The organism is Nonomuraea sp. NPDC005730, assembly GCF_040630865.1.
In the GTDB taxonomy this organism is placed as follows: Bacteria; Actinomycetota; Actinomycetes; order Streptosporangiales; family Streptosporangiaceae; genus Nonomuraea.
This window is the reverse complement of sequence record NZ_JBEXYK010000035.1, coordinates 38209-59589: the sequence shown is the minus strand read 5'-3', so window position 1 is coordinate 59589 and position 21381 is coordinate 38209. Positions and strand designations below refer to the sequence as shown.

Genomic DNA, 21381 nt, shown 5'->3' with positions numbered 1-21381 from the left:
CTTCATGAGCCGAAGCAGGTTCCGTGGAGGCGAGCTGCCGCCACGGAACTGCCCAGTGGTAACGGCTGAGTGCCGTGCTCAGAACTTGCGGTCGCGGGTGGCCTCGGCTCCGCAGCTGGGATCTGCTCGGGAGGGGGGCGGCCCCGCTTCCCCCGGCCGCCGCCTCCTCGGCGATGTCGAGGTCACCGAAACGCCTGGTCAGAGCGCCCAGCACCCGTGCCTACTCCTCGTGGTGGACCCGGGCGATCGCCTCCTCGACGTCGCTCACAGGAACGGCCGCACCTCGATCTTCCGATCGCAGACCTTCGACGCCTCCGCGGCGAGCTTGAGCGCCACATCCAGATCGGGGGCCTCCCACACCCAGACGCCGGCGAGATACTCCTTCGACTCCACGAAAGGCCCATCGCTGAACACCGCCTGCTCGCCCCGGTTGTCGACGACCGTGGCCGCGTCGGTGTCCGCAAGTCCGCCCGAGAAGACCCAGTAACCCTCGGCGATCAGCCGTTCGTTGAACGCGCTGATGGCGGGCCGTCTGTCCGTGCTGCCAGGATCGCTCTTGTCATCGATCACGGAAACCAGGTACCGCATTTGAAGATCAACTCCTGTGGTGTCAGGACAGCGTGGTCCGGTGGCCAGGGACTTCAGGCCGTCGCGTACTGCGGGCGTCCAGCCGGCCGGTAGACCTGGATCGACACACCCTTGGAGTCGACCCGCGATTCGACCAGGTCGAGCGCAAGATCGGGGCCGGCGTCGGGGAACAACCGCGCGCCCTGGCCGACGACCACCGGGACGGTGATCAGAATCATTTCGTCGACCAGGTCGTTCTCCAGCAGCCACTGGATCAGGATGCCACTGCCGTGCACCTGCAGCTCACCCCCGGGCTTGGCCTTCAGCTCGCTGATAGCCGCCGCGAGGTCACCGCGGAGAACGGTCGTGTCCTGCCAACGCGGGGCGGTGAGCGTGGTCGAGGCAACGTACTTGGGGGCCTCGTTCAAGGCCGCGCCGATGGGATGTGCACGCATCTGGTCGATCGCCCCCCAAGAGCCGGCGAACAGCTCATAAGTGCGCCGGCCGAACAGGAACGCCTCGGCGCGCTGATATGCCTGCCTGATGAACGTCCTGGTCTCGTCGTCACCCTTCCCCCGGGCCCATCCGCCGCGCTCGAATCCGTTCCCGCGGTCATCCGACGCGGCGCCGTTTCCCTGCATCACTCCGTCGACGGTGACCTGAGTCATGGTCGTCAGCTTCATGGTCGCGCTTCCTCCGCCTGTGGCGCCGCCCCTCGCGGGCGGCCTCACCCCTGCTACGAACGCCACCGCCCCGATCCGACACCGGCTCCCGGATTTCTTCGCAGAATTCCCGGGACGCCGGTCGTCAGCGATCCGACACACCGACGCGGACATCGGCGGCGAACGCTCCGCACACATCGCCCAGATCATTCTCGACGGAATACGGCCCCGATCCCGATGGCAGCACGGGCCCCAGCCGCTCTACTCGCCACCAGGCCAAGGACCTCCACTCCCACGACGTCCCCGGAGGAGGCGCGATCAGTACCCTGACGAGGTGACGATGGACGCCGCCATGTCGAGGGCCACGAGTGGCGCAGTCGACTCTCCTCCGATCCCTCTGCCAAAACACATCGCGGAGCTGCTGTCCGACGTGGGAAGCCCGCTGCGACTGGTGGCCCACCTGCGGGCCGTCCACGATGTCGCGCACCAACTGGTCGCCTGGTTGGAGAGGCACCGTCCCACCTTGATCTTCGACCATGAGGCGGTGCTGTTCGGGGCCGCGACGCACGACATAGGAAAGGCCGTCCATCCCGGCGAGCTCTCCGGCCCTGGATCGGCGCATGAGGAAGCGGGGCAAGCCCTTCTGCTCGGCCGCGGCGTCAACCCGGAGCACGCCCGCTTCGCCGCGACGCACGCATCCTGGACGCGGCAGGATGTCGGCCTGGAAGACCTTCTTGTCAGCCTCGCCGACAAGATCTGGAAGAACAAACGCGTCCCGGACCTGGAGGACCTCATCGTGGCCCGCCTGTCCGAGGCCACCGGCCGAGCAACGTGGGAGGAGCTCATCGCCCTCGACGAGGTCCTCTCTCACATCGGCGACGGGGCCGACGAACGATTGGCGTTCCAGGCATCCTTCCCGATCCACAGCTGAAAGCCGGCGACACACCATGACGATGAACTCCGGCACCTCCGGTCGGATACCTCGGATTCCGCCGAGGCCAGAGCTTCCCGATCTCGCCGCTGCCCGCAGGCTCGGCCCCGCGGAGACCGTCGAGGCCCGCTGGCAGCAGTTGCTGCTCGTCTGGCGCCGGCATCACGAGCGGCATGAAGCCTTGCACCCCGGCAACGCCTACCCAGGCATCGTGGCTCTGATCGAGGCTGCCGGCGCGGAACCGAAACTCCGGCAGCTCTATCCCTTCACCAGCCATTTCAGGGTGCTGTTCAGCAGCTGCACGAGTTATCCGTGGTCGGTCCGGGCGCCGTCGATCGAACCGCTACGTGACGGCCGGTTTCGTGTCCGTCGTCCCGGAAGCTCCGAAGCCATCGGGGTCACCCACACCGCGGGCATCGCAGTGGCCCTCGCCGTCGACAACCTCCCAGCCGGGCTCGGCCCAGCTGGCGACTGTCAAGGAGATGGCACTCGTGATCTTTGAGGAAAATGCGAAGCAGCGGTTCCTGATCTTGCATGACTACGGCATGGGTGGTTCGTGGTGGTGGGTCCGCGCCCGTTCGGCTCGCGAGGTCCTGGAGACGTTCGCGAAGGTCGAGGTGATCGAGGCCCCGGAAGAGATCGAGCGGGCTGAGGGATGGAACCTGGACGAAGCCGATGTCGACGCGCCGACGATGCCTGCGGGCTTGGACTGCTTGCACGCCCAGCGGCAAGCACACCGGCACCTTCCCGGCTTCGGAGCGCTTGCCGATCGAACCATCGTCCACCTTCGGCGCCGCTGGGACGGAGACGACGGAGTCGACCCGGCCGACCACCTGATGGAGATCGGAGCGGCTGCTCATCTGGCAGTCATCGAGAAGACTGCCAGGTCATGAGCCTCGCACCCGTCCCGCTCAGCGATCCGCACGGTGCCCTCCCGCTGGTATCCAGCCTTCTCTGCCACCCGCAGGGAAGCGGCGTTGTCGATGCGAGAGCGCAACTGGACACGCCGTATCCCACCGTTGACAAGCGCCCACCGTCCAACCGCGCGCGCGGCCTCGGTCGCATGGCCGCGACCTCGCTGACTGGTGTGAATTCCGTAACCGATCTCGGTGCGGCCGACCTCCCAGTCGGTGTCGCGCAACCCGATACTGCCGACGATCTGGCCGGTGGCCTGCTCCACGATCGCCAGGTGTACGCCCTCACCGTCCAGCCGTCGCCGGTGCACAGTGTCGGTCAGCCACCCGTGCACGTCGGCGACCACCTCTGGGGAGCCGGGGGGCAGCGCCGTTCGATCACCGGAGGCCACGAATGCCGCCACGGGCCCGGCATCCTGCGGCCCGAACTCACGAATCACCAATCCATCGGCGATGATCTTCACTGGAGGGAACACGGCGTGCAGTTTAAGCCCCCCACCTGGCGCGCGATGTGTCGGGTGGTCGGACGCCCGGGTCGGACCTCCCTTGTCCCTCAGCGCCCCGGGAATCCTCCACCACGACCGCGCCCTGCGACACCAAAGGCTGGAGGGCGTGGACACCGCCGTGCCATGCGGGACCCTGCGCGCCGCGGGCTTCGCGCCGACCGCGGCCATCCCGGCATGAGCATGTCAGGTCGTCGAGGGTGGCCGGAGCGTCCTCGCAGCGCATTGCGGCGACGCGTCCCTCATTGCGTCAGGAGGTTGGTTCGGACGGTGGTTCAGGGCAGCACTGCAGGCAGGCCGCGCGAGTCGACCTTCGCGACGATCAGCGCGGGGGTGCTGGACGACGTCTTCACGGTGGCGAGCGCCTGGTCGAGCTCTGCCGCGGTGTCCACGGAGTACGTGGACCGGACGCCCAGAGCGTTGGCGAACTTGACGAAGTCCCATTGGTTGAGCACGACGTAGGGCTTCGGCGTCACGCCGGGGTTGGTGAAGTAGTCCGAGTCGATGAGGTACTGCTCCAGGCCGTAGATGCCGTTGTCGATGACCACCACGACGGGGTTGCGGTCATAGCGTACGAACGTGGACAGTGCCTGGGCGGTCATGTGGAAGCCGCCGTCGCCGCAGATGACCAGGGGACGCCTGCTCGACCCGAAGGACGCGCCGACGGCAGCGGCCACGGAATGGCCGATGGAGGCCCACACGGCGCTGCTCAGGAACCCGTCACGGCCCTTGACCGGCAGGTTCGCCGCCGACGCGCCACCGAGGAAGGTGTCCGGCATCGCCAGCCATGAGGCTTCCAGGGCGACACCGACGCGGTCGAACACCTGGGCGTAGGTCAGCGGGCCGGTGGCGACGGGCGGGGCCGGGTCGACGGCCGCGGAGATGGGAACAGGCGCCTCCTTCGCCGCCTCGGCCACGAGTGCGGTCACCAGGGCGGTGATGTCCGCGTTCTGCTTGCTCCCGTTCTTGATCTTCACCTTGCCGTCGTAGGCGGTGACGATGTGGTCGGTGTTGTCCCGGATGAACGTGGCGTAGCTGCCGGGGAAGACGCAGCCGAGCATCACGATCAGGTCCGCGTCCCGGACCTCGGGGGGCTGGCAGCTCGGCGGGGCGAAGACCCCGACCCAGCCGTCGTCCTGTTCGGACAGCACCGATTTGGCCAGCACCTGGGTCGACCAGCGGACACCGAGCTTGGCGATCAGGGCGGCGACCTTGTCGGCCAGTCCGTAACGCTGGACCTCGACGCCCAGCAGGAGCACGGGTTTCGTGGCGGCGCGCACGAGGCCCACGATCGTGGTGGCGAGCTGCTGCTCCGTGCCCACCGCCGGATTGGTGACGGGCAGCGCGCCGGCCGGGGGCGTACAGGCCGCCGTCCAGATGGTCCTATCGATCTCGATGTAGACCGGCCGTTTCTTCCTGATCGCCGTGGAGATCGCGCTGTCGACCAGGGCGGGCACGTCGGCGGCCTGCCCGGCGCGGGCGGCGCTCGCGGTGACCAGCCGGTAGGCGTTGAGGTCTCCGTCGGGCTGGCCGGTCGAGTGCGAGAACAGGACGTCCAGGTTCTTCAGGTTGGCCAGGTTTGCGGCGCTCGGGCCGCCGTTCACGACGACGACCGGGCTGCGCTCGACGAACGCGCCGGCGATGGCGTTGATCATGCTGAGCATGCCGACGCCGTTGGCCACCGCGGCGGCGCCGAGGCCCTTCGTACGCGCGTAACCGTCGGCCGCGTATCCCGCTTCGAGGTCGGTGGCGGTCACGACCGGCGTGATGTGGTGCGCGCCCACCGCGTCGAACAGCGGGGCACCATATGCGGCGGGCACACCGAACAGGGTGTCGACCTGTTGCTGGCTCAGCCGCTCGAGGATGTAGTCGGCAACGGTGAAGGGCACGATGACGCTCCTGGGCATGCCCGCCGTACGGCAGATCAGTCGGAAGGGACAGGCGCGGATCGTCCGGCCGCTTGGGACGCCTACCCGCGCGGCCGGCCGGGCGAACGCGCGGGAGCCGTGCCTTGACCTTACTCAGGACGGGTGTTTCCGCAGGTCAAGACGTCCATGTGCGGCACGGCCGGACGTCGTCGCCGCTCTGGAAACAGTCGTCCAGAGGCCGGTCAAGCGTTGGAGTCCGGGGAAAGCCCGGAGGCCTGCACGGGTATGCGTACCGATGGCCAAGCATCTGATCACCGGAGCCCGACATGCTGCTGGACGAGCGTGGAGTGAGCACACCTTCCAACCTGCCCACTCCGGACTTCACCTTCGATCCCCATCAGCCGGGCGCGTGCGTCGCGGGTCTGAGGCCCTACCGCAAGAACTCCTATCGGCTCGGCGGAGAGGAGCTCGGCGACAGGTTCGTCATCCACAACTACGGCCACGGCGGTGGAGGCATCACGCTGAGCTGGGGCTGCGCCGCCGCGGTGCGGGACATGGTCCTCAAACGTCAGGTGGACACCAAGGTCATCGAAAGGGAGATCGCGGTGATCGGCGCGGGCGTCATGGGAATGACCGCCGCGACCCTGCTGCTCGACCTCGGGCTGAACGTCACGATCTATTCCGACCGCAAGCCGGTCGAGACCACGTCGTACAAGGCCGGCGGCCAATGGGCCGCGTCGATCCTGGAGTATTCCAAGGACTTCGCCAAGGTGCAGGAGTTCCAGTACATCCTCGCGACCGCCTACACGATGTTCAAGGCCAGCATCGGCAAGGGCTTCGGCGTGTCCGAGGTCGACAACTACAGCGTCCGCCCCACGTCGGGCATCGACGTGGTGCATGAACTCGTGCCGGGACTGCTGCCGCCGCGCGAATATCTCCCGCGCCTGCCGTTCCAAGGACACAACATCTCCGGATACAGGTACCGGACGTTGCTCGTCGAACCGCCGATCCTCATTCCCAGGCTGGAACGCGACCTGAGGGCGCGCGGCGTCATGTTCGTGAGCCGGAGATTCATCAACAGCACGGACGTGCTCACGTCCCTGACGCAAAAAGTCATCATCAACTGCACCGGCCTCGGCGCGAAGGAACTGTGGAACGACAACGACATGATCTCGTACCGAGGACAGCTCGCGATGTTGCGGCCGCAGGTGAACCTGGAATACCTGTACGGGCAGAACGGGTACATGTTCCCGCGCCATGACCGCGTCGTCATCGGGGGCACCGTCGAGGACAACGACCACGAGGTGTTCGAGCCCGACAAATGCAAAGGCCTGGTGGACTACATGGCCGGCGTGTTCGGCCAGGGGCCCGCGGTGCCGATGCCGGACTTCCACGTTCACCATCCGCGCAACGAGCGCCTGGTCGATCCGAGACTGTCGATCGCCCATGACGCCGAGGACTGAACGCGGGAATGTCAGCAACCACAGGAAGTGACGAGGCGTCAATGACTCAGACAGTTCAGGGATTCAGCGTCCAAGCCAAGTGTCTTGCTCAGGACGGCAAGCCGTGGCATCTGCCCGGACCGGACGACACAGCAGAGAAGGGGGAGAGAGTGACCCTGTATATCACCGCTCGCCTTCTCAACTCGTCGCAGCCCTCCACGGACCTGGCGATGATCGACTGCGAAGTGCTCCGCGGATTCACGCCAGTCACGGACTCGCTCGACGCCCTCGTCGCAGGCGGCCTCGTCACCTTGTACGACATAGATGAGACAGATCAGTTGAACCAGCGACTGGAGCTCTACCTCAAGGAAGTCGGAAGCACCCCTACCGAGATCGCCTTCGAGATCGAGTGCAAACACGCGGTCCGCGACCTGAAACCGTCGACGATCGAACTCTCCGACTCCTACGACGCCGACAGCGGCGTTACCACCACGTATCCCACGGTCAAAGAATGACGAGCCAGTCGTTGGCGGCAGCGATGGGGATGGCGGCCTCGTAGCGGGCAGCACCGGCTCCGCGCCGCCTCCGGCAGTCCCGCGTACGACAGCTCGCACGCCACCCTGACCGCCACCTCTTCGGCAAGGGCACGGGCACCACCCCGAACGCCCATGAGCGCGGCTGATCGCGCCGGTCGCCCAGCCCTTCGTGGAGCACCTGTGCCAGAAGCCCCGCGCAACTGTTTCGCCAGCTGCACGACCTGTGGATGTTCGGCGGACGGTCCTTCCGATGGCCTTCTGGCACAGGTGACCCTGCCAAGGGGAGCGCGGGTGGCCAAGCCGAAGAAGGCCGGCTCCAACCGGGCCAAGGCCGAGAGCCTGGGAGTGCGCATCGTGACGCCGGAGGAGTTCGCCGAACTCGTCGCCTCCCTGCCGTAACTGCACGGGCCGGGCCCGGCCGCCCGGAGTCGGGCCCTCATTCCGGGCGGCGGCGGGGCGGGAGGTCGGGGCCGCCCTTGTGCAGCCGGGCGTTGATCTGACCGGCCTCCTCCGCCGTGATCACGCCGTGCGGCAGCTCCACGCCCAGCGCCGTGGCCAGGTCACGCTGGCGGACGTCCACCAGGCTCTCCACCAGGGTCGCGTACGCGTGGGCATGGCGCCGGCCGGCCGCCCAGCCGCCGGTCACCAGGCCCGCCGCGACCAGGGCGCCGGGCCACCAGGCGCAGCCGAGGAGCGCGTACAGCAGGCCCCAGCTCACGGTGAGCGCGGCGGTGTCGAGCGCCGCGCGGGCCTCGCGTACGGGCACGCGCTGGTGATCCTCCAGCAGCGACCACAACCGGGGCCACACCAGGGAGATCCGCAGTCCGTGGTACTCGGCCCGCACCCGCTGCTCCAGCAGCGCGAGCCGACGCCCCGGCCAGGTGAGCCTGCGCCCGCGCCGTTCCAGCAGCCACAACCGCTCGACCGCGCCCACCGCCAGCCGGGCCAGGCCCGCCGCACCGGCGGCGGCCAGCACCGCGACGACCCCCACCGTCACCAGCGCCACCGGGTCGAGGCCGATCCGGGTCAGGTCGGCGCGGGTGCGCCGGACGAGCAGGCCCAGATCGACGGCGTGGGCATGGCCGAGGGTGACCGCGCACCAGGCCGCCACCGCGAAGCAGAGACCGAGCGGCCAGGCCGGGGACAGCCAGCGTTCGGTGGCCTTCTTGCCCACCTCGGTGAGCAACCCGTCGAGCACGGCGGTCACGACTCCGTGAAACGCATGGGCCGCCGGCGCAGGTCACAGACGGGGGGCCGGTTCGCGGCGTCGCGGCCCGACCGGCGGGAGCACCAGCCGTCGGGGCAGACGTACACGCCGTGCAGCTCGGGCCCGGCGGCGCCGAACAGCAGATACGGCTGCGGGTCTCCGCGCCACTCGTCGGCCTCGTCGGCCTCGTCGGCCGTGGCGGGGTCGAGCAGCGTCAGCACGTCGCGGGCCGTGCCGCCCTCCTCGAGCACGGTCAGCGCGTCGGCCAGGGCCGCCAACCAGCCGCCGGCGGCGGCGTCCCGCCGCAGGGAGGGAAGTTCGGCGCAGAGGTACGCCCGCGCCTCGTCCTCGGTCATGGTCACATCGTCCACGATGGACGGCCCTCTCCGGTATCCCGCGATTCCTCCGGCCGCTCTGAGCGGACATGGAACCCGACCCGGCCGAGCTGCTGGCCCGCTTCGAACGCGAGGACGACCTCGAAGCCCTCGACCAGGCGGTGGACCTGTACGCCCGGCAGGGCGGCACGCCGTACGGCAGGGCGTTGCTGATGCGCCACGGCCGCACCGGCGCCCGGGACGACCTGGACCGGGCCGTCGCCGCCTGCCTGACCGCGCTGGAGAATCCTCCCGCGGACGTGCGGGAACGACTCACGGGCCTGATCGCCGCGGCTGACGCGCTGGTCGCGAAGTGGGACCTCACCGCCGCCCCGGCCGACATCGACGCCGCGATCGTCCGGTATCGGCAGGCGGCCGACCTCGCCCCCGGCTCCGCCGCGGCGCTGTCGAAACTGGGACTGACCATCGCCAGACGCCGCATGATGGGCGGGGGAGAGCCCGGCGACCTCGCCGGCGCGCTGGAGCTGTGCCGCCGGGCGATCGCCCTGGGCCGTCCCGACGGCGACTCCGACCTGGACCGGGCGGCGGATCTGAACCGGCTGTCGGTGGTGCTGAGCGTGCGGGCGACGGAGGCCGGGGACCCGGAGCTCGCCCGGACGGCGATCGAGACCATGGACGAAGCGATCGCGCTCCTGCCCCACACAGGGTTGCACCGCCGACGGTACGAGATCGGCCGGTTGACGATCGTCGGCAACCGCTACGCCGTGCTGGAACGCCCCGAGGACCTCGACGACCTGCTCACCGGCTGGGCCGCCCTGGCGGACGACCTGCCCGCGGACCTGCCCGCCCGCCGCTTCGCCGTGCTCCAGCACGGTTTGATGCTGTACGCCCGGTTCGGCGTGACCCGGCTGCCCGCCGACCGGGACGCCGCGATCACCGTCCTGCGCCGGGCGCTCGGCGATCCGCGCCCGGGGTTGTCCGCGCTCGACCGGTTCGCGGACCAGGTGCTGCGCAACCTGCTGTGGAACCGCATCTCCGAGGGGACGCGTCTGGAGGACGTCGACGAGCTCGCCGCCCGCGTCCGCGCCCTCCTGCGGGACCGGCCCGACGACCAGGAACTGCGCGAGGAGTTGCAGGCGACGAGCACCGCCCGCTTCTCCGTCACCGGCGACCAGGCCGACCTGGGCTCGGGCGAGGACCTCCAGGACGAGGTGAGCCGGGCCACGGCCAGGGTCATGAGGGCGATCACCGCCGATCCGGACGAGTTGGAGGCGGCCATCGCCCAGGCCGACCGGGCCCTGACCACGCCCGGCCACGACGAGGACCGGCTCCACCTGCTGCGCTTCACCCTCACCGGAGCCCTGTACGCCCGCTACGCGGCGCGCGGCGACCGCCGGGACCTCGACCGCTCCGCGGACATGCTCGCCGATCTGACCCGGACCGACCTTCCGGTCACCGGCCACCTGAAGGTGCAGCTCGCTCTCGTCCGGTGCGCCGTCCACGACCTGACCGGCGAACGGGCCGTCCTCGACGACGCGCTCGCCCTGGTCGCGGAGGCGGACGCGCTCGTCCCGCCCGGTCACGACGACCGCAGGCTCGTCGAGCACGTCCGGGGCATGACGATGTCGCGCCTGCACCGCCAGGACGGCGATCCGGCCCACCTGAAGGCGGCCGTGGACGCGTACCGGACGGCGCTCGACGCGACGCCCGCGAACCACCCCAACCGCAGCGTGCTCGAGTCGGAGCTCAGCATCGTGCTGCAGGACGGCGCCGCCCACTCCGCCGGTGCCGGCGCCGACGCCGCCCTCGACCTGGCCCGGCGGGCCGCACGTTCGGCGCCGCCCGGCGAGCGGCGCTTCAACGCGCACCTGGCGCTGGGCCGGGCCCTGGCCCAGAACTCCCGGCTCGCCGCCGACCCCGGCACGCTCGACGAGGCGATCTCCGCCCTGCGCCGGGCCCTGCCCGAGTTGCCGGACGGGCACCCCAACCGGGCCTTCGCCCTGAACGTGCTGTCGCAGGCCCTCACCGCGCGGGCCGAGTCGACCGGGTCCCCGGCCGCCCTGGACGCGGCGATCGCGGCGGGCGAGGAGGCGCTGCGCCTGCCGGTGCGCGGATCCGTCCGGGCGAACGCCATGCTCAACCTGGCCGAGGCGCGGCGCATCCGCGGCCAGCGCACCGGCGACCGCGCCGACGTCGAGTCGGCCGCGCGGACCCTCACGCAGGCGCTCGACGAGCTGCCCGAGGACCACCCGCAACGGCCGCCCTGCCAGACCCAGCTGGCCATCGTGCTGTCGCAGCGGTACACGATGCTCGGCGAGGTCGCCGACCTCGACAGGTCCGTCGACCTCGCCCGCTCCGCGCTGGCCGCGCTGCCGTCGCGCTCTCCGCTCACCGGCCCCGCGCTCCAGGCGCTCAGCGGCGGCCTGTGGAAGCGGGCCGACCACCGCGGCGACAGGGGGGACCTCGACGAGGCGGCCGAGACGATCGAGCGGGCCCTGGCCGCTCCCACCGCCGACCTGACGCAACGGGCGCCGATGTTGTACCACAAGGCGGGCGTGCTGCGCCGCCGCGCCGACGTGCGCGGCCGGCCCGGCGACCTCGACGAGGCGATCGCGGCCGGTCGCGAGGCCCTGGCGATGCTCCCGCCCGGCCACGCCTTCCGGCCCGTCCTCACCAAGGGCCTGTCGCTGCTGTACGTCAGCCGCTACGACGACCACCCCGGCGACCTGGAGGAGATCGTCCGCCTGGGCCGGGAAGGGCTGGCCGCCACGTCCAGGGACGATCCGTCGTGGGCCGGCCAGCAGCACGTGGTGGGCCACGGCCGGCTGCTGCGCTTCTGGCGTACGGACCGGATGCGCGACCTGCGCGCCGCCATCCGGCACCTGGAGGCGTCGGTGGACGCGACCCCGCCCGACGACCCCCTGCTGGCCGCCCGCGCCTCCCAGCTCGGCCTGGCCCTGAACGAGACGTACGAACGCCGCCGCCGCAGCCGCGACCGCGACCGCGCCATGGCCGCCTTCCGGCTCTCCGCCGGTGTCACCTCGCAGGACTCCCTGGCCCGGCTGGAGAACACCCGCATGTACGCCGGCTACAACCTGCACCACGGCCACCCGGTCGAGGCCCTGGAGCAGTACCGGGTGTGCGTGCAGGAGCTGCTGCCGCTCGCGGCCTGGCGCGGGCTCGACCGCGGCTCGCAGGAGTACCAGCTCAGGCAGGCGGCGGGGCTGGCCACGGAGGCGGCCGCCGCGGCGCTGGTCGCGGCGGCGCCGAGGGCCGCCGTTCAGCTGCTCGAACAGGGACGCAGCGTGTTGTGGGCCCAGCTGCTCCAGACCAGGAGCGACCGGAGCGAGCTGCGCGCCCGTCATCCCGGGCTCGCCGCCGAGTTCGACGAGGTGAGCGCCGTCCTGGACAGGCCGTCGGCCGGCGAGTCACTGCAACCCGACGAACTCGGCTCGATCGGACGTCCCGACCGGCGGCTCGAAGCCGACCTGCGGCGCCGGGCGACGGCCCGCTTCACCGAGTTGTGCGACCGGATCAGGGAGCTGCCGGGCTTCGCGTCGTTCCTCCGGCCACCTGACTTCACGGCCCTGCGCACGGCCGCCGACCGCGGTCCCGTCGTCCTGGTCAACGTGGACCGGCGGCGCTGCGACGCGTTGCTCCTCACCTCCGGCGGGCTGCGCGTGCTGCCGCTGCCCCGGCTGAGCCACGAGGAGGCCGCCGGGCGGGCCCGGGAGTTCCGCCGCACGCTCGGAGCGGCGCACGGCGGCATGGCGGCGCGCATCTCCGCCGCCCAGACCGTGCTGACCACCCTGGAATGGTTGTGGGACGCCGTCACCGGCCCGGTGCTGCACGAGCTCGGCCTGCCCGCGGCCTCGGAAGGAGACCCGCCCAGGCTCTGGTGGTGTCCCACCGGGCCGCTGGCGGGCCTGCCGCTGCACGCCGCCGGACGGCACCGCGACGGCGGCCCATGGGCGGGCGACCACGTCGTGTCCTCCTACACGCCGACCCTTCAGGCCCTGCTCCGCGCCAGGGCCATGCCGCCGGCGCCGCCGTCCGCGCCGGTCCTGGTGGCCGCGCTGGCCGCCACCTCGCGCCCCGACCGGCAGTACGCGAACCTGCCCCAGGTCCCCGCCGAGGTGCGGGCCATCCGCGACGCCCTGGGGCCACGGGCGGTCGTGATCGAGGACTCGGCCGCCACCCGGCGCGCCGTGCTCGACGCCATCCCCGCCTACCGGCGGGTCCACTTCGCCTGCCACGGCGACCAGGACGACGCCGCCCCCTCCGCCAGCCGCCTGGCGCTGCACGACGCCGACCTGACCGTGCTCGACCTGACCACGGTCGGCGTGGACGGGGGCGATCTGGCCTTCCTGTCGGCCTGCGAGACCGCGCAGGGCGACGCCGCGCTCACCGACGAGGCCATCCACCTGGCCGCGGCGTTCCAGCTCGCGGGCTACCGCAACGTGATCGGCACCCTGTGGTCGATGTACGACGCCTCGGCCGCCGAGGTGGCCGCGGACGTGTACGCCGTCCTCGCCGCGGGCGCCGCCGACCCCGCGGTGGCGCTGCACCGGGCCGTCACCCGGCTGCGCGGCACCGCCCGCTTCGGCAGCCCGATGTTCTGGGCGCCGTACGTGCATATCGGCGTGTGACCGCGACCGGCGGTCGGTCAGGGCGGGCAGTCGGGGGGCAGCCGGAACACGCCGAACTCCAGGCGCAGCGAGTCGTCGGCGGGCAGGGCGATCGCCCGCGCCGACAGGTCGGACATCCAGCAGGCGGGCAGGAGGAAGTACCGCTGGTTGGAGCTGATCAGCAGGCGCAGGCCGGTGTAGCGGAAGCGGTACATCGCGCCGGGGTCGGGCAGGGCGGTCTCGGTGATGCCCGGCCCCTGCAGGTTCAGGCGCCGGGCCGCGTAGACCACCGTGCTCGGCAGCCTGCGCATGTCGGCCAGCGTCCGGTCGGCCTCCCGCTCCCCGCGTGACTGCGCGAACAGGGTGATCCCCCACAGCAGCAGGAACAGCAGGAGCGCCGTGCAGAGCGTGCGCCGGACGAGCCGGTCGGTGGCGGAGGGCGTGAGACGCGCATCGAGCCGTTGCCGCAGGGAGGAGCCGTAGACCAGCAGGAAGACGCCCAGGCCCAGGCAGAGGGGCATGGCGTAGGGCGGCAGCGGCCGCCATCCGGCCAGGCTCGCGATGCCCACCGCGGCCCCTGCCGCCCCGAGGACGGCCATCACCCTGACCGCCCACCTGGCGAAGGCACGATGCCGCTCGGCGGACCGGGTCAGCCACGCGTGCGCCGGCGGCGCGACCAGGGCCGCCACCAGCACGAGGATCAGCGGCTCGGCCGCCAGCGTGACGCTGCGCAGCGCGTAGTCCTGCAGGGACAGGCCCAGCATGCTCTGGTCCACGCCGAGGCGGGCGTACATGGTGTTGGTACGGACCGCCCCGAAGTACACCATGATGGCGGCGATGAAGGTGGTCGGCGTCACGACGTGGGCGAGGATCCGCCACAGGCGGGACACGTCCTGGCCGGTGCCGCCGTCGTCGTCCGGGGGTTCGGCGGCGGGCGGCGGGGCGGTCACGACGGGCCCGGCGCCGGGCCGGTCTCCTCCGGCGGCGGCTCGGAGTGGTCGCCGGGCGGCCCGGTCCCGCCGCCGGTGTCCGGAGGTTCGCCGGGCGGCTCGCTGGCGGGCGCTCCGGAGGACGGCTCGCCCGGCTCCGACGGCTGCGAGGGCCCGGACGTGACTTCGGACGATGGCCCGGACGATGGCCCGGACGAAGGCCCGGACGATGGCCCGGACGAAGGCTGCGCGGAGCCGGGCGAGGCGGTGAGCGTCGCGCACTCCGGAAGGGTCTCGGTGCCGGACACCACCGCGCACGCGTTCCTGAGGTAGCCGTCCGGGACCTGGCCGCCTTCCCGCTTGATGCGGGCGATGACCTGCCGGACCCTGTCGCGTTCGCCCAGCGCGGCGGCGCTCTCCAGTTCCGCCTGGTCGATCATGGCGAACAACGGCGCGCGCATCTGCTGGGGAACGGCCTTCCTGAGACGGTTCGCGGTGTCGGCCCGCTTGATCGACTCCTCCCATTTCCCGCTGTTCGCCTTTATCACCGCGCCGCAGGCGTTGGCCACCGCCTTCTGGCTGTCGGAGCTGCCGGGGTCGGCGGCCACCTCGTCGATCTTCCGCGCCGCCGGTCCGGCGAAGTCCCGGTCCTGGAGGATCTTCTGGCAGTCCAGTCCCACCTGCGCGGTGGGGTCGGGGAGGTCGCCGGCGTCGTCGGGGACGATCGGGGCGTCCGGCGTGATCACGGGCCGGGCCTGCCTGGGCGCGCCGGGCCCGGCCTCGCCCGCCCCGGAGCCGTCCGGACCGCCGTCGCCGCAACCGCCGGCCAGCGCCACGGCGGCGAGCAGCGTCACCGCCGTCCGCCAGGACATCCCCACCGTTCCCCCGAATGCTCCACGACCTACCGGAAACAGGTCATACCGCTGCCAGGAGCACGCCACTCCCGGACGGCCCGAAGCTGGGGAATCCTTTGTCCTGCGGGATCGGCGCGGAAGGCGGCCGGGCCGGTGGTTCCGGCCCGGCCGGGTGCGTCAGCCGGGCGGCACCGCGCCGTTCTTGGAGACGGGCACGGCGAGCTGCGAGGCGCCGGTGAGCCGCAGCTCCTCGGCGGGCAGGTTCGCCAGCACCGGGTTCAGGTGCTTCAGCGTCAGCGACACGATGGGGGTCGCCGGGCTGACGACGTCGAACTTCTCCAGGTCGACCCAGCGGACGAGGGCGAACACGTCCGCGGGGATCTGGTCGCCGCTCTTCTGCACCGGGACGCAGAGCTGACGGGCGGCGGCCACCTGCACGGTCCTGGGCGGGATCTGGTTGACCAGGACGGGGTTGAGCTGGGTGAGGTTCAGCGCCTTGTTCATCGACGGGTTCGGCGTGTGCGCGTAGCACAGCAGGTCGATGTGCGAGACGACGTTCAGGACGTCCGGCGGCGGGACGACGCCGTTCTTGCTGACCGGCACGCACAGCTGCTGGGGTGAGCTCAGCGTGACGCTGAGGCCCGGCAGGCCCTGCAGGACGGGGTTGAGGTGGCGCAGCGACAGGGGCAGGTTGATCTGCGGGCCGGTCACCCGGTAGCAGGACAGGTCGACGTACCTGATGAAGTTGAGCACGCTCCCCGGCGGGATGACGTTGTTCTTGGCCACCGGCACGCAGAGCTGCTCACGCGGGCCGAGCGTGACCTGCACGGGCGGCTGGTTGGCGAGCACCGGGTTGATGTGCCGCAGCGACAGCGCGACGGCCGGCGGCTGGTACGTCGTGGTCTTGAAGCAGTCGAGGTCGAGGTTCGACACGAACTCCTTGGCCGTCGGCAGCGCCATGGCCCCGGCGGGGGTCGCGACGAGGAAGGCGGCGGCGAACATGGCCAGACCAGCGGATAAGAGACGTCTTACCGCGGTCATGGCGTGACGGTGGGGGGCAGGTCTTCCGTTCATCCATCCTCCTGGGCGGTGATGTGCCTTGACTGTGCGCCCGCGCGACCTGCCCGACAAGGTGGGTGGCCGCTGTTTGACAGGCGCCTGTCAGCAGGCCCGAGGCGTTCACGTGATCTTCGGGCGGCGGCTCCGGGGGCGGCGCCGACCAGACGTTGGCCTACAACGGGACCGTCCGCGCCAACCCGCGCTCGATGGTCGGGCTGGACGGCCGTGGCCCGCCCCGTACTCCCCGGGGTGGGCCACGGCCTTTTTCACGACAGGGTGACGGTCCCGACCAGCACGCGGTGGTCGGAGCACAGGCCGCCCGGGTTGCCGGCGCACGTGGTCGCGGGGGCGAGCGAGTCGGCCGAGTAGGCGCCGCCGATCCGGTCGGCCCTGGCGAAGATCATGTCGAGCTTCGTCCCCGCGCCGCAGGGGCCCTTGCCGTCCGGTGAGCTGACGGTCAGCTCGCCGTAGCCGGGGCAGTTGCCCGCGTCGGCGTCGTCGAGCTCGTGGTAGCGGCCGGTGTTGCCGCGGTTGTTGGGGGTGTTCACGGTGGGGGAGTAGTAGCCGTTCAGGCGGGCGGCGTCGGGCGGGAGGTTGAAGTCGCCCGCGACCACCACGGTGTCGCCGGCCGCGTGGTACGCCTCCAGCCTGGTCAGCACGGCGTCGAGACGAGGGTCGCGCCCCGCGCCACGATCGAGCCCACGGCGGCCCGGACCATGCCGTTGCCGGTCGAGCCGTGGTTCAGGGTGTTGCCGGCCGCGTTCCAGTGCCAGACGGTGACGGGCGTGGCGGCTCGGGCCGCGCCGGGCACGGCCGAGGCCGCCAGAACCGACGAGACGATCACGGCGGCCAGGCGCCTGGGAAACCACACGGGCTCGCTCCCCGAAGTCGATGATCAGTGACGTACAGCGGACCAGAGCCGGGTCCGCCGCGTCAACGCCCCGACGGCGTCAGCCGCGCTCGGGCCAGCCGGACTCCAGGAGGTCGAAGACGGCGTCCAAGGCGGCGCGCGGGTCGGGCTCGGCGCCGGCCAGCTCGGGGATCTCCAGCACATAGCGGGCCAGCGCGCGCACGGTCATGTCGGCGGGGTCGCGCCCGGTCTCGGCCGCGATCGCCTCGGCCAGCGGGCCCTCGGCGGCGATCCAGAGCCGGCGCGAGTACTCCCGCAGGGCGGGCGTGCCCACGATCAGGTCGCGTTTGCGCCGCTGCTCGGACGGCAGGTCGCCGGCGAACGGCCCCCGCTCGGCCAGGCAGCGCCGCAGGGCCGCCAGCACGCTCTGCCCGGGGGGCCGCTCGCGGACGGCGGCGGCCAGCCAGACGTGCCGCTCGTCGCCGTCGTCGAAGATCAGCGCGTCTTTGCCGTCGGGGACGTGCGCGAACAGGGTGGCGATGGAGACGTCGGCCTCGTCGGCGACCCGGGCGACGGTGACGCCGTCGTAGCCGTGCTCGGCGAACAGCCGCACCGCGGCCTCGGCCAGGGCCTTGCGGGTCTGCGCCTTCTTGCGTTCGCGGCGTCCTGTCGTCATGCTCTCATCGTAGCAAAAACTAGAATGATTCTGAATTCATAGCGACTACAGAAATGAGCTCCCGTGTCCTCCCACCCCGCGCCCTGGGACGTCAGGCGCCTGCCGTCCGCCCAGGGCAGGCACTTCCTGGTCACCGGCGGCAACGCCGGCATCGGTTACTTCGTGGCCGAGCAGCTCGCCGGCACCGGCGCCACCGTGATCCTGGGCAGCCGCGACCCCGCCAGGGCGGAGACCGCCGCGCTCTCCATCCGCAGCCGGGTCCCCGGTGCGCGCGTCCGGCATGTGCCGCTCGACCTGGCCGATCTCGCCTCGGTCGAGGCCGTCGTCGCGGCGCTGCGGCTGCCGAGTCTGGACGCCGTCGTGTGCAACGCCGGCGTGCTGCTCGACCACCCGCCGCGGCGCGAGACGAAGGACGGCCACGAGCTGATGTTCGCCACCAACCATCTCGGCCACTTCGCGCTGGTCGCGCACCTGGCGCCGCTGCTGGCCGCCGCCCCCGCCGCCCGCGTCGTGACCACCGGCAGCCTCACCGCCAGGTCCGAGACCCTGGACCTGGACGACCTGCAGAGCCTCGGCGACATCCGCCCCAAGCGGGTGTACGCGCGCTCGAAGCTGGCGCAGATGCTCTTCGGCTTCGAGCTGGACCGCCGCCTGCGCGCCGCGGGCGCCACCACGGCGAGCGTGGTCACCCATCCCGGCGGCGCGCTCGACTCCCTGACGCCCTCGCGGCCGGTCAGCCCGCGTACCACGGGCGAGCGGCTGCGCGGCCTGCCCGCCGGGCTGCTGCTGCAGGGCAAGGAGGCAGCGGCGTGGCCGGCGGTGCGGGCCGTGCTGGATCCGTCCGTACGCGGGGGTGAGCTGTGGGGGCCCAGGGTGCTGGGGATGCGCGGCCTGCCGGCCCGCGAGGCGGTGCGCGGGCACATGGCCGACCCCGAACTCGCGGCCCGCCTGTGGGCCGCGAGCACCGCCCTGACCGGGCTCGCCCCCTTCGCGCCCGGCCGCACGCCTTCCGGGTGACCGGCGGGCCGTGGTGCTACGCTTCGACGATCGTGCCCGGACGAGGGCTCAACGACGGCTCAACACAGGCTCAACGCCCCGATCGCCATGCTCAGGGCAGTCCCACCCGTTCAAGGGGAAGGGCGGCCGGAGGAGATGCGATGACGGGCCTCATGGACAAGGCCAGGCCGGCGCTGGCCGGGGAGCTGGAGAGCCTGTGCGGCCGGTGGTCCGAGCGCACGGGGATCACCGTGGAGATCTGGGCGCTGCCCGCCGGTCCCGTGGCGGCGGCGTTGCGGCGGGCCGTGCTGGCGGTCGCGGAAGAGGCGCTGGGCAACGTCGAGGCCCACAGCGGCGCGAGCACCGCCTCGCTCGCCGTGACCGCCGGGCCCCAGGGCCTGCGCCTGACGATCAGCGACAACGGCCGCGGCTTCGCCGCCACGGCCCGGGGCGGCGGCGTCGGCCGGATGCGCGAGGCGTTCGCCGCGCTGGGCGGGCGCCTGTCGGTGCGCGGCGTGCCCGGTGAGGGCACGACCGTCAGCGGCACCGTCCCGGCCTAGGCCCGCTCGCCGGGCTGGACGAACTCGGGCTGGTCGAGGACGCGCAGCCAGCTCCCGTCGGGCTGGCGCCGCACGACCTGGGCGCGGGCGCCCGTGCCGTCCTTGGGTGGGGTCGAGGTGAGGGCGAGGTCGCCGCTGACCAGCGTCGGCAGTGGCTGCTCCGGCTCGAAGTGCGGGCGACCGGCCAGCACCTTCTCCCACAGCTCCTGGATGGCGGCCCGTCCGACGGTGCGGCTGCCGGGCGGGTAGGCCAGTACGGCGTCCTCCTCGTAGAGCGCGGCGACGCCGGCCGCGTCGCCGGCGTTGGAACGCTCGACGAACAGGCGGGTGATGTCCTCGGGCTGCATGGCCTTCTCGTATGCGGTCATGGTGCCAGCCTGCCGTCCGTCGCGGCAGAAGTCCAACAGATGCTTCTGATGGCCTCTAGAATCTCTAGTTATGGAACTCAGGCAGCTGGAGTACTTCGTCGCGGTGGCCGAGGAGCGCAGCTTCACCCGTGCGGCCGAGCGGGTGCACATCAGCCAGTCGGGCGTCAGCGCCCAGATCAGGCAGCTCGAACGCGAGCTCGGGGCCGAGCTGTTCGACCGGTCGGCCCGGGTGGCCACGCTCACCGTCGCGGGCAAGGCGGCGCTCGAGCACGCCCGCGCCGCGCTGGCCGCCGCCGGCGCGGTGGGCCAGGCGGTGGGCGAGGTGACCGACCTCATCCGCGGCACGCTGACGGTCGGCATGGTGCTCGGCTGCACGGTCACGCCCCTGTTCGACGCGCTGGCCGCCTTCCGCCGGGCGCATCCGGGCGTGGAGCTGTCCCTGCTGGAGGACAACTCCGACAAGCTGGTCGAGGGGGTCCGCGGCGGCGCGCTCGACCTGGCGCTCATCGGCGTCGCGAACGCCGTCCCCGAGGGCCTGGAGGCGTTGACGATCGTCGACGAGCGGCTGGTCGCGGCCGTCCCGCCGGAGCACCCGCTGGCCGGGCGGGGGCGGATCGCCCTGCGCGACCTGCGCGAGCACCCGATCGTGTGCATGCCGCGCGGCACGGGGCTGCGGGCGGTGTTCGACGAGGCATGCGCGGCCCAGGGGCTGCGGCCGCCGATCGCGTTGCAGGCCGGCGCCGCCGACGCCATCGCCGGCCTGGCCGTCCGCGGCCTCGGGGTGGCGATCCTCAGCGAGTCGATGGCCGCGCTCCACCGCGACCGGCTCACCGCGCTGCCCATCGACGACGTGCGGACGCCCGCGCTGCTCGCCCTGGTCTGGCGGGAGGGCGGCGGCCCGGCGGTGCGGGCGCTGCTGCCGCACGCCCGCCGCGCGTTCTCCGGCGGCCCCGATGGCCGTCAGCCAACCCTTGACACGGAGAGGCGTCAAGGAAAGGCTGACAGCATGATGACACGCAGCGAGAGCGCCCGGAAGATGACGCCCGTCGAGCAGCTGGCGACGAGATGTTCCTTCTGCGGCAAGCCGCACGAGGAGGCCAGGAAGGTCGTCGCCGGGCCAGGCGTCTACATCTGCGACGCCTGCGTCGACCTGAGCCAGCAGATCGTCCAGGCCGAGCTCCACAAGGCGGAGGAGGGCGAGGCCGCGCCGGCCGGCGACGACAGGTCGCGGGTGCACTGGGGCCCCGACCCGGCCGACAGGTACGTGACCGGCATGTCCGACGACGACGTGCTGGCCGCCCTGCCCCGCCAATCGCTCACCGTCGAGCAGGCCGAGCGCGACCTGCGCGCCTGGGTGAGCATCCTGCGCGGCCGCAACGTGACGTGGGCCAGGATCGGCGAGGCCCTCGGCATCACCCGCCAGGCGGCGTGGGACCGGTTCGCCGCCGACGCCGAATCCCGATGACGGCCCCAAAACTGCAATCCACTTCAATTTT

22 protein-coding genes are annotated in these 21381 nt (G+C 71.9%); 9 read left to right on the top strand and 13 right to left on the bottom strand.

Annotated features, from left to right (window positions below):
* Positions 1-264 precede the first annotated feature (264 nt).
* Entirely contained in the window at positions 265-588 is a 324-nt protein-coding gene (locus tag ABZ444_RS31680; protein ID WP_184618060.1) for a YciI family protein, read from the bottom strand.
* 53 nt (positions 589-641) lie between these two features.
* The gene (locus ABZ444_RS31675) at positions 642-1250 is read right to left on the bottom strand and encodes a dihydrofolate reductase family protein (RefSeq protein WP_358004755.1); all 609 of its coding nucleotides are present in this window, start codon (positions 1248-1250) and stop codon (positions 642-644) included.
* 319 nt (positions 1251-1569) lie between these two features.
* Between ABZ444_RS31675 and ABZ444_RS31670 the strand changes: the two genes are divergently transcribed.
* The 3 genes from ABZ444_RS31670 to ABZ444_RS31660 are packed head-to-tail and all read left to right on the top strand — an operon-like array spanning position 1570 to position 3053.
* The gene (locus ABZ444_RS31670) at positions 1570-2160 is read left to right on the top strand and encodes a phosphohydrolase (RefSeq protein ID WP_358004848.1); all 591 of its coding nucleotides are present in this window, start codon (positions 1570-1572) and stop codon (positions 2158-2160) included.
* Positions 2161-2176: 16 nt separating this feature from the next.
* Positions 2177-2662, top strand: coding sequence for a DUF6193 family natural product biosynthesis protein (locus tag ABZ444_RS31665; RefSeq protein WP_358004752.1), 486 nt, complete (start codon positions 2177-2179; stop codon positions 2660-2662).
* Positions 2643-3053: a hypothetical protein gene (locus ABZ444_RS31660; RefSeq protein ID WP_358004749.1), complete on the top strand. Its 411-nt coding sequence runs from the start codon at positions 2643-2645 to the stop codon at positions 3051-3053. Before ABZ444_RS31665 ends, ABZ444_RS31660 begins: the two co-directional genes overlap by 20 nt.
* On the opposite strand, the gene ABZ444_RS31655 is transcribed toward ABZ444_RS31660, so the two are convergent.
* Both ABZ444_RS31655 and ABZ444_RS31650 read right to left on the bottom strand, forming a co-directional pair.
* Positions 3017-3538, bottom strand: a complete 522-nt coding sequence (locus ABZ444_RS31655; protein ID WP_358004746.1) for a GNAT family N-acetyltransferase — start codon at positions 3536-3538, stop codon at positions 3017-3019. The two genes, ABZ444_RS31660 and ABZ444_RS31655, sit on opposite strands and share 37 nt — an antisense overlap.
* A 314-nt stretch (positions 3539-3852) precedes the next feature.
* Positions 3853-5466, bottom strand: coding sequence for a thiamine pyrophosphate-dependent enzyme (locus ABZ444_RS31650; protein WP_358004743.1), 1614 nt, complete (start codon positions 5464-5466; stop codon positions 3853-3855).
* Positions 5467-5771: 305 nt separating this feature from the next.
* Here ABZ444_RS31650 and ABZ444_RS31645 point away from each other — a divergent pair, with 305 nt between their 5' ends.
* Complete coding sequence (locus ABZ444_RS31645) at positions 5772-6908, top strand: FAD-dependent oxidoreductase (protein WP_358004740.1); 1137 nt, start codon at positions 5772-5774, stop codon at positions 6906-6908.
* Positions 6909-6949: 41 nt separating this feature from the next.
* Positions 6950-7402, top strand: coding sequence for a hypothetical protein (locus ABZ444_RS31640; protein ID WP_358004738.1), 453 nt, complete (start codon positions 6950-6952; stop codon positions 7400-7402).
* Positions 7403-7859: 457 nt separating this feature from the next.
* Here ABZ444_RS31640 and ABZ444_RS31635 read toward each other — a convergent pair whose 3' ends face one another.
* A complete protein-coding gene (locus ABZ444_RS31635) occupies positions 7860-8630 on the bottom strand; it encodes a hypothetical protein (RefSeq protein WP_358004734.1) in 771 nt (256 codons plus the stop codon).
* Complete coding sequence (locus ABZ444_RS31630) at positions 8627-8986, bottom strand: hypothetical protein (RefSeq protein WP_358004731.1); 360 nt, start codon at positions 8984-8986, stop codon at positions 8627-8629. Before ABZ444_RS31630 ends, ABZ444_RS31635 begins: the two co-directional genes overlap by 4 nt.
* A gap of 68 nt (positions 8987-9054) precedes the next feature.
* On the opposite strand from ABZ444_RS31630, the gene ABZ444_RS31625 reads away from it, so the two are divergent.
* Positions 9055-13614, top strand: a complete 4560-nt coding sequence (locus tag ABZ444_RS31625; protein WP_358004728.1) for a CHAT domain-containing protein — start codon at positions 9055-9057, stop codon at positions 13612-13614.
* A 17-nt stretch (positions 13615-13631) separates the two neighbouring features.
* Here the strand turns inward: ABZ444_RS31625 and ABZ444_RS31620 are convergent, their stop codons facing one another.
* The 6 genes from ABZ444_RS31620 to ABZ444_RS31595 all read right to left on the bottom strand — a co-directional run bounded on the left by ABZ444_RS31620 (position 13632) and on the right by ABZ444_RS31595 (position 17961).
* Positions 13632-14543, bottom strand: a complete 912-nt coding sequence (locus ABZ444_RS31620; RefSeq protein WP_358004725.1) for a hypothetical protein — start codon at positions 14541-14543, stop codon at positions 13632-13634.
* Positions 14540-15394: a hypothetical protein gene (locus ABZ444_RS31615; RefSeq protein ID WP_358004722.1), complete on the bottom strand. Its 855-nt coding sequence runs from the start codon at positions 15392-15394 to the stop codon at positions 14540-14542. Before ABZ444_RS31615 ends, ABZ444_RS31620 begins: the two co-directional genes overlap by 4 nt.
* A 159-nt stretch (positions 15395-15553) precedes the next feature.
* On the bottom strand, positions 15554-16417 hold the full coding sequence (locus tag ABZ444_RS31610; RefSeq protein WP_358004719.1) for a hypothetical protein: 864 nt from the start codon (positions 16415-16417) through the stop codon (positions 15554-15556).
* Between the two features lie 284 nt (positions 16418-16701).
* The gene (locus ABZ444_RS31605) at positions 16702-17094 is read right to left on the bottom strand and encodes a hypothetical protein (protein ID WP_358004716.1); all 393 of its coding nucleotides are present in this window, start codon (positions 17092-17094) and stop codon (positions 16702-16704) included.
* Positions 17088-17306, bottom strand: coding sequence for a hypothetical protein (locus tag ABZ444_RS31600; RefSeq protein ID WP_358004713.1), 219 nt, complete (start codon positions 17304-17306; stop codon positions 17088-17090). The genes ABZ444_RS31605 and ABZ444_RS31600 overlap by 7 nt, the downstream gene beginning before the upstream one ends.
* Positions 17307-17385: 79 nt before the next feature.
* Positions 17386-17961 (bottom strand): TetR family transcriptional regulator, encoded by a 576-nt coding sequence (locus tag ABZ444_RS31595; RefSeq protein ID WP_358004710.1) that lies wholly within the window; start codon positions 17959-17961, stop codon positions 17386-17388.
* A gap of 63 nt (positions 17962-18024) precedes the next feature.
* Between ABZ444_RS31595 and ABZ444_RS31590 the strand changes: the two genes are divergently transcribed.
* Both ABZ444_RS31590 and ABZ444_RS31585 read left to right on the top strand, forming a co-directional pair.
* Positions 18025-18978 (top strand): SDR family NAD(P)-dependent oxidoreductase, encoded by a 954-nt coding sequence (locus ABZ444_RS31590; RefSeq protein ID WP_358004707.1) that lies wholly within the window; start codon positions 18025-18027, stop codon positions 18976-18978.
* Between the two features lie 140 nt (positions 18979-19118).
* On the top strand, positions 19119-19517 hold the full coding sequence (locus ABZ444_RS31585) for a hypothetical protein (RefSeq protein ID WP_358004704.1): 399 nt from the start codon (positions 19119-19121) through the stop codon (positions 19515-19517).
* On the opposite strand, the gene ABZ444_RS31580 is transcribed toward ABZ444_RS31585, so the two are convergent.
* Positions 19514-19885 (bottom strand): nuclear transport factor 2 family protein, encoded by a 372-nt coding sequence (locus ABZ444_RS31580; RefSeq protein WP_358004702.1) that lies wholly within the window; start codon positions 19883-19885, stop codon positions 19514-19516. The genes ABZ444_RS31585 and ABZ444_RS31580 overlap by 4 nt on opposite strands.
* A 70-nt stretch (positions 19886-19955) precedes the next feature.
* Here ABZ444_RS31580 and ABZ444_RS31575 point away from each other — a divergent pair, with 70 nt between their 5' ends.
* Entirely contained in the window at positions 19956-21350 is a 1395-nt protein-coding gene (locus tag ABZ444_RS31575; protein ID WP_358004699.1) for a LysR substrate-binding domain-containing protein, read from the top strand.
* Positions 21351-21381: the final 31 nt, after the last annotated feature.

Coding starts and splice junctions, on each gene's coding strand:
- ABZ444_RS31575 (WP_358004699.1), top strand. CDS start 19,956: ATGGAACTCAGGCAGCTGGAGTACTTCGTCGCGGTGGCCGAGGAGCGC.
- ABZ444_RS31630 (WP_358004731.1), bottom strand. CDS start 8,986: ATGACCGAGGACGAGGCGCGGGCGTACCTCTGCGCCGAACTTCCCTCC.
- ABZ444_RS31615 (WP_358004722.1), bottom strand. CDS start 15,394: ATGTCCTGGCGGACGGCGGTGACGCTGCTCGCCGCCGTGGCGCTGGCC.
- ABZ444_RS31680 (WP_184618060.1), bottom strand. CDS start 588: ATGCGGTACCTGGTTTCCGTGATCGATGACAAGAGCGATCCTGGCAGC.
- ABZ444_RS31580 (WP_358004702.1), bottom strand. CDS start 19,885: ATGACCGCATACGAGAAGGCCATGCAGCCCGAGGACATCACCCGCCTG.
- ABZ444_RS31595 (WP_358004710.1), bottom strand. CDS start 17,961: ATGACGACAGGACGCCGCGAACGCAAGAAGGCGCAGACCCGCAAGGCC.
- ABZ444_RS31665 (WP_358004752.1), top strand. CDS start 2,177: ATGACGATGAACTCCGGCACCTCCGGTCGGATACCTCGGATTCCGCCG.
- ABZ444_RS31645 (WP_358004740.1), top strand. CDS start 5,772: ATGCTGCTGGACGAGCGTGGAGTGAGCACACCTTCCAACCTGCCCACT.
- ABZ444_RS31585 (WP_358004704.1), top strand. CDS start 19,119: ATGACGGGCCTCATGGACAAGGCCAGGCCGGCGCTGGCCGGGGAGCTG.
- ABZ444_RS31610 (WP_358004719.1), bottom strand. CDS start 16,417: ATGACCGCGGTAAGACGTCTCTTATCCGCTGGTCTGGCCATGTTCGCC.
- ABZ444_RS31675 (WP_358004755.1), bottom strand. CDS start 1,250: ATGAAGCTGACGACCATGACTCAGGTCACCGTCGACGGAGTGATGCAG.
- ABZ444_RS31660 (WP_358004749.1), top strand. CDS start 2,643: ATGGCACTCGTGATCTTTGAGGAAAATGCGAAGCAGCGGTTCCTGATC.
- ABZ444_RS31625 (WP_358004728.1), top strand. CDS start 9,055: ATGGAACCCGACCCGGCCGAGCTGCTGGCCCGCTTCGAACGCGAGGAC.
- ABZ444_RS31670 (WP_358004848.1), top strand. CDS start 1,570: ATGGACGCCGCCATGTCGAGGGCCACGAGTGGCGCAGTCGACTCTCCT.
- ABZ444_RS31640 (WP_358004738.1), top strand. CDS start 6,950: ATGACTCAGACAGTTCAGGGATTCAGCGTCCAAGCCAAGTGTCTTGCT.